At 66.4% G+C, this 5,502-nt stretch carries 9 protein-coding genes and 1 pseudogene; 2 read left to right on the top strand and 8 right to left on the bottom strand.

All coding sequences use genetic code 11. The features are described from left to right. On the bottom strand, positions 1 to 112 hold a 112-nt coding region (locus GJ693_RS17560), incomplete at its 3' end, for an asparagine synthase-related protein (protein ID WP_235902912.1). 173 nt (positions 113 to 285) lie between these two features. Here GJ693_RS17560 and GJ693_RS13490 point away from each other — a divergent pair. Both GJ693_RS13490 and GJ693_RS13485 read left to right on the top strand, forming a co-directional pair. Further along, positions 286 to 570, top strand: a complete 285-nt coding sequence (locus tag GJ693_RS13490; RefSeq protein ID WP_156256802.1) for a DUF1153 domain-containing protein — start codon at positions 286 to 288, stop codon at positions 568 to 570. A gap of 133 nt (positions 571 to 703) precedes the next feature. After that, complete coding sequence (locus GJ693_RS13485; RefSeq protein WP_156256801.1) at positions 704 to 1,408, top strand: response regulator transcription factor; 705 nt, start codon at positions 704 to 706, stop codon at positions 1,406 to 1,408. Positions 1,409 to 1,467: 59 nt separating this feature from the next. Here the strand turns inward: GJ693_RS13485 and GJ693_RS13480 are convergent, their stop codons facing one another. The 7 genes and pseudogenes from GJ693_RS13480 to GJ693_RS17555 all read right to left on the bottom strand — a co-directional run. Further along, the gene (locus GJ693_RS13480) at positions 1,468 to 1,860 is read right to left on the bottom strand and encodes a hypothetical protein (protein ID WP_156256800.1); all 393 of its coding nucleotides are present in this window, start codon (positions 1,858 to 1,860) and stop codon (positions 1,468 to 1,470) included. 21 nt (positions 1,861 to 1,881) lie between these two features. After that, positions 1,882 to 2,610: an RNA methyltransferase gene (locus GJ693_RS13475; protein WP_156256799.1), complete on the bottom strand. Its 729-nt coding sequence runs from the start codon at positions 2,608 to 2,610 to the stop codon at positions 1,882 to 1,884. A gap of 31 nt (positions 2,611 to 2,641) precedes the next feature. After that, positions 2,642 to 3,133 (bottom strand): transcriptional regulator NrdR, encoded by a 492-nt coding sequence (nrdR, locus tag GJ693_RS13470; protein WP_156256798.1) that lies wholly within the window; start codon positions 3,131 to 3,133, stop codon positions 2,642 to 2,644. Beyond that, the gene (locus GJ693_RS13465) at positions 3,133 to 3,516 is read right to left on the bottom strand and encodes a hypothetical protein (RefSeq protein WP_156256797.1); all 384 of its coding nucleotides are present in this window, start codon (positions 3,514 to 3,516) and stop codon (positions 3,133 to 3,135) included. Before GJ693_RS13465 ends, nrdR begins: the two co-directional genes overlap by 1 nt. 33 nt (positions 3,517 to 3,549) lie before the next feature. After that, positions 3,550 to 4,854 (bottom strand): serine hydroxymethyltransferase, encoded by a 1,305-nt coding sequence (gene glyA / locus GJ693_RS13460; RefSeq protein WP_156256796.1) that lies wholly within the window; start codon positions 4,852 to 4,854, stop codon positions 3,550 to 3,552. 11 nt (positions 4,855 to 4,865) lie between these two features. Further along, entirely contained in the window at positions 4,866 to 5,294 is a 429-nt protein-coding gene (rpiB, locus tag GJ693_RS13455) for a ribose 5-phosphate isomerase B (protein WP_156256795.1), read from the bottom strand. Positions 5,295 to 5,334: 40 nt separating this feature from the next. Further along, positions 5,335 to 5,502 (bottom strand): annotated as a pseudogene (locus GJ693_RS17555) (VIT1/CCC1 transporter family protein); the annotation flags it as partial.

Here is a 5,502-nt window from a genome sequence, read left to right as displayed (position 1 = left end):
CGGCCGCAGCCGCCAGCGCGGCGACCACGCTGCTGTCCACCCCGCCCGACATCGCCACCGCCACGCGCCGACCCTGCAGCGGCGCCAGCACGGCGGCAATGCTGGCCGGCATGCGAGCCAGATCGAGGGGGAAGGCGGCAGGCGCAGTCACGGCAGCGGCAATGGGGATGCGCCTCCGCGACGTCAAGTGCCGGGGCGTGCGTAAAGCATGAGCCGGCGTTGCCGTGATGAAGGCCATACACCACCCCAGCCCAAGGCCCGCCAGGGCCGGAAGGATGAGTCGCCATGTCCTTCATGTCGCCACCACCGCCCGGATTCACATCAGAGGTGTTGCCGCCAAGCGACACCGTGCGTTGGGTACCCAGCCGCAAGGCCGCGGTGATCAATGCCATCAACGATGGCCGCATCACGGTCGAGGAGGCGTGCCAGCGCTGGCGCTTAAGCATTGAAGAGATTCAACTTTGGCAGCGCGCGATGGACAAGGCGGGGCAGCCGGGCCTGCGCGTGACCCGTGTGCAAATCTATCGCCCGCTGTTCGAATCGGATGAAATAAAGGTTAACAATGACTGAACGCACTGAATCTCCTCGATAAAAAAATAAAGAGGTATTTACCAATGCTCACAAATCAGGTTAACAATGTGTCGGGGTCGGTGCCGGGCTTGTTTCGCCTGGTGGGGGTCAATCTGTTTCCGGAGACGTTTGCATGCGCGTCCTGCTGATTGAAGACGACCGTGCAATGGCCCGCAGCGTCGAGCGTATGCTCGACGAAGCGAGCATCGAGCACGAAACCGCGGGCACAGGGGAGCTCGCGCTCGAATACGCACGCACCTATGAGTTCGACGTGATCCTGCTGGACATCACCCTGCCCGACATGAGCGGGCACGAGGTGCTGCGCCAGCTGCGGCAACTGCGCATCAACACGCCGGTGCTGATCCTGTCGGGCGATGCCGAGACCACCACCAAGGTGACCGGCTTTGGTGCGGGCGCCGACGATTATGTCACCAAGCCGTTTGACCGTCAGGAACTGATGGCCCGTCTGCACGCCCTGGTGCGGCGCAGCCAGGGCCATGGCCAGTCAGTCATCGTCACCGGTCCGGTGGCGGTCGATCTCGCGGCCCGTTCGGTCGCGGTCGAAGGCAAGCGCGTGGCGCTGACCGGCAAGGAATATGCCATCCTGGAAATGCTGTCGCTTCGCAAGGGGATGACGCTGACCAAGGAAATGTTCCTGACCCACCTTTATGGTGGCCGCGACGAGCCCGAGTTGAAGATCATCGACGTGTTCGTGTGCAAGTTGCGCAAGAAACTGCACCAGGCCGGCGCCCCGTCGTCGGGCTGCATCGAAACCGTCTGGGGCCGCGGCTATGCGCTGCGCGACCCGGAGCCGAGTGAGTATCCGGCCGTGGCCTGAACAAGGTCACGGCACGCTCTACTGAAAGGGCCGTCGGGCAACCGGCGGCCCTTTTGCTGTCAGGCAGAGGCTGCCGCTTCGCGCTCTTCGGCAACGGCCCGGCCGCCAGCCCTGATCATGATGAATGAGCCCGACCATGCGCCGGGAATCGACCATTGGCCGGCGATCTCATTCCCGTCTGTCGACAAGATGCCGTCGTACAGAACCGGACGATACTGGTCGCTGTCGATGTCATAAAACTTGGTGAAGCGGACCGCGCTGGCTCGCCGCAACCCCCTGATCATTGCGCTCAGTTGCGTCGGTGCAGGAAACAACAGCGCCTCAGTCTCCGTGATCTCACCAACCAGGCTGCCCGCAACGTCGCGCAACTGCGCCTCGAACGCGCAAGGCGGATGGGAATGGGGATAGTTGTAGATGCCCGACCACATCCCGGTCAGATCATGCTCGGCCATATCTCACGTCCGCTTTCGGTCCTAACCGTGCTTGCGTGGCTCCGACAAGCTCCGCACGACTCCACGCAGGAACTGCACCTCCGGCCCGGTGAAGCCCGGCCGCGTCAGCACGTTGCGCAGCATGCGCCGCGCCGTGTCGGCCAGGCCTGGCGCCGGGTTGAAGAAGCCGTTGGCCGCCAGCCGTTCCTCCAGCGCCGCGATCAGCCCGGCCAGTTCGGCGCCCGTGGCCGGGCCCTCGTGATTGACCAGCCAGCTTGGCGGCGGTGCATCATGGCCCATCACCCAGGCATAACCCATCACGGCCACCGCCTGCGCAAGGTTGAGGCTGCCGAAATCGGGGTTCGACGGGATGGTGCAGATGGCGTGGCAGTGCAGCAGGTCGTCGCGCACCAGGCCCGTGCGTTCCGGCCCGAACAGCAGCGCGGATTTGCCGGGCAGCGCCTGCATCTCGGCGACGCAGCCGGCCGGCGAGGTGACGCGGCGGGTCATGTCGCGGGTGGTCATCGCCGTGCCAATGGCCAGGGTGCAATCGGCGATGGCATCGGCGACGCTGTCGAACAGGGTGGCACCTTCGATCACGCTGTCGGCCCCGGCCGCCGAGGGCCCGGCCTCCGGATTGGGCCAGCCGTCCCGCGGTTGCACCAGGCGCAGCTCGGTCAGCCCGAAATTCAGCATGGCGCGCGCCACCGCGCCGATGTTCATGCCCAGTTGCGGGCGCACAAGAATGATGGCAGGCGGGTTCGGGATCATGCTGCCGCCCTAGCCGGTTTGGCACGCGATGTCAGTCGCCCGCCTTGCCCTTGCCGCCCTTCACGCCATTCACGGCTTCGGACAGGCCGCCCACGAACGTCTCGAAATCCTTGGCCTCGCGGAAATCGCGATAGACCGACGCAAAGCGGATATAGGCAACCGGATCGAGCGCCTTCAGCGCCGCCATCACCAGTTCGCCCACCACATCGGCTTCGATCTCGGCCTCGCCCAGCGATTCCAGCTGGCGCACGACGCCATTGACCAGCCGTTCGATCCGCTCCGGCTCGACCGGGCGCTTGCGGCAGGCGATCTCGATGGAACGGGCCAGCTTGTCACGGTCGAACGGCTCGCGCTTGCCGCTCTTCTTGACCAGCGTCAGCTCGCGCAGCTGCACACGTTCGAAGGTGGTGAAGCGGCCGCCGCAGGCCGGGCACTGCCGCCGCCGCCGGATCGCCGAGCCGTCCTCGGTGGGACGGCTGTCCTTCACCTGGGTGTCGTCATTGCCACAAAAGGGACAGCGCATCAGGGTCTCTTCGTTATTGTGCGCAGGAAGCCGAGCGCGGCGCCTATCACCGTGCCCCAGAACAGCCCGATGCCCGAAAACAGCAAGCCGACAAAGAAGCCAACCGCTGCGCCGGCGATCATGTTGCGGCCGGCGGTGGTCGCACCCACCGGGCCGGTCTTGGCCAGCAGATCATCGGCGCCCTGCTTCAGTTTCTCACCGGTCGGATTGGCGAGCAGATCGTCCACCACCTGTCCGGCCTTGGTGAAGCCGGCGTCGGCGATGTCGGCGATCTGGCGCCCGGTCTCGCTGTCGAACGCACGCCGGCCGGCGGCAGCGGCGTCCTCGGCCATCTGCGCCAACTTGTCGGGCTCAGGCTTGCCGTCCGTCTCGTCCCCCTGCATCCGCGCGCCCCCTATCGTCTGGCGCGAAGCAGCTCAGGCCGGATAGATGGGGAAACGCGCGCAGAGCGCCCGAACCCGCTGGTTCACCGCCTTTTCCACTTCGGCGTTGCCATCATGCCCATTGGCGGCCAGCCCGTCCAGCACGTCGGCAATCATGTCGCCAATGGCCTGAAACTCGGCGATGCCGAAGCCGCGGGTGGTGCCGGCCGGCGAGCCGACGCGGATGCCGCTGGTTTTCGTGGGCGGCAGCGGATCGAAGGGCACGCCATTCTTGTTGCAGGTGATGCCGGCGCGCTCCAGCGCTTCGTCGGCGTCCTTGCCGGTGATGCCCTTGGGCGAAAGGTCGATCAGCGCCAGGTGAGTGTCGGTGCCGCCGGCGACGACCGCGCAGCCGCGCTCCACCAGCCGGGCGGCCAGCGCCTGGGCGTTGGCGATCACGGCGCGCGAATAATCCTTGAACCCGGGCTGCAGCGCCTCGCCAAAGGCCACCGCCTTGGCGGCGACCACGTGCATCAGCGGGCCGCCCTGCAGGCCGGGGAAGACGGCGCTGTTCAGCTTCTTGCCCAGCTCGGCATCGCGGGACAGGATCAGGCCCCCGCGCGGGCCGCGCAGGGTCTTGTGTGTCGTCGTCGTCACCACATCGGCATGCGGGATCGGCGACGGGTGCAGGCCGGCAGCAACCAGCCCGGCAAAATGCGCCATGTCGACATGCAGGCGCGCGCCCACCTTGTCGGCAATGGCGCGGAACCGCGCGAAATCGATGATGCGCGGATAGGCCGAGCCGCCGGCAATGATCAGCACCGGCTTGTGTTCGACAGCCAAGCGCTCGACCTCGTCATAATCGATCAGATGATCCTCGCGGCGCACGCCATATTGCACGGCGTTGAACCATTTGCCGCTCATCGCCGCCTTGGCGCCGTGCGTCAGGTGCCCGCCGGCGTCGAGGCTCATTCCCAGGATGGTCTCGCCGGGTTTGACCAGCGCCAGCATCACCGCGCCATTGGCCTGCGCACCGGAATGCGGCTGCACATTGGCATATTCAGCGCCAAACAGCGCCTTGGCACGATCAATGGCCAGTTGCTCCACCACGTCGGATGGGTGGCAGCCCTGATAATAACGCTTGCCGGGATAGCCTTCGGCATATTTGTTGGTGAACACGCTGCCTTGCGCTTCCAGCACGGCGCGGGAGACGATGTTCTCGCTGGCGATCAGTTCGATCTGGTTCTGCTGGCGATCCAGCTCGGCCGCGATCGCGGCGGCCACGGCGGGGTCGCTGCCGGCAACCGGCGTTTCAAAGAAGCCATCCGGGCGGATGTCCATCACTGGCTTGCTGCTCATGGCGCTTCTCCTTAACCCAGCTTGGCGACGCGCCCGACGTGGCGCCCGCCTTCGAACGGCGTGTTCAGAAATTCGGCAACGCAATCGCGGGCGGTTTCCACGCCGATTATCCGGCTGCCCAGCGCGATGCAATTGGCATCATTGTGCTGGCGCGCCAGCCGCGCCATCAAGCCGCTGGTGACCAGCGCGCAGCGGGCGCCGGCGATGCGGTTGACGGCGATGGAAATGCCAATGCCGCTGCCGCAGACGGCGATGCCCTTTTCGGCGCGGCCGGCAGCCACTGCCTCACCCAGCGCGCGGCCGAAATCGGGATAATCAACGCTGGCTTCGCTGTCTGGCCCCAGATCAAGCACGTCATGCCCGGCCGCGCGCAGTTCTTCAGCAAGCAGCGCCTTCAGGGCGTAGCCGGCGTGATCGGACGCGAGGGCAATGCTGGGCATGAGGGGGCGACTCCGTGGCTGCGCCCGCTCTCTAGACGCATCACACCGCCGTGCCAACCAGCCGCCCGATGCCGGCAGTGAGCGCCATGGCCAGCGCGCCCCAGAACAACACGCGCACCACCGGCCGGGCGATGGCCGCACCGCCAGCGCGGGCGCCAACAGCGCCGAGCAGGCCCAGGAACAGCAGCGCCCCGCCGGCCTGGCCGGC

The sequence above is a fragment of the Sandarakinorhabdus oryzae genome (genome assembly GCF_009733735.1).
Classification (GTDB): domain Bacteria; phylum Pseudomonadota; class Alphaproteobacteria; order Sphingomonadales; family Sphingomonadaceae; genus Sandarakinorhabdus; species Sandarakinorhabdus oryzae.
This window is presented reverse-complemented; position numbering and strand designations above follow the sequence as displayed.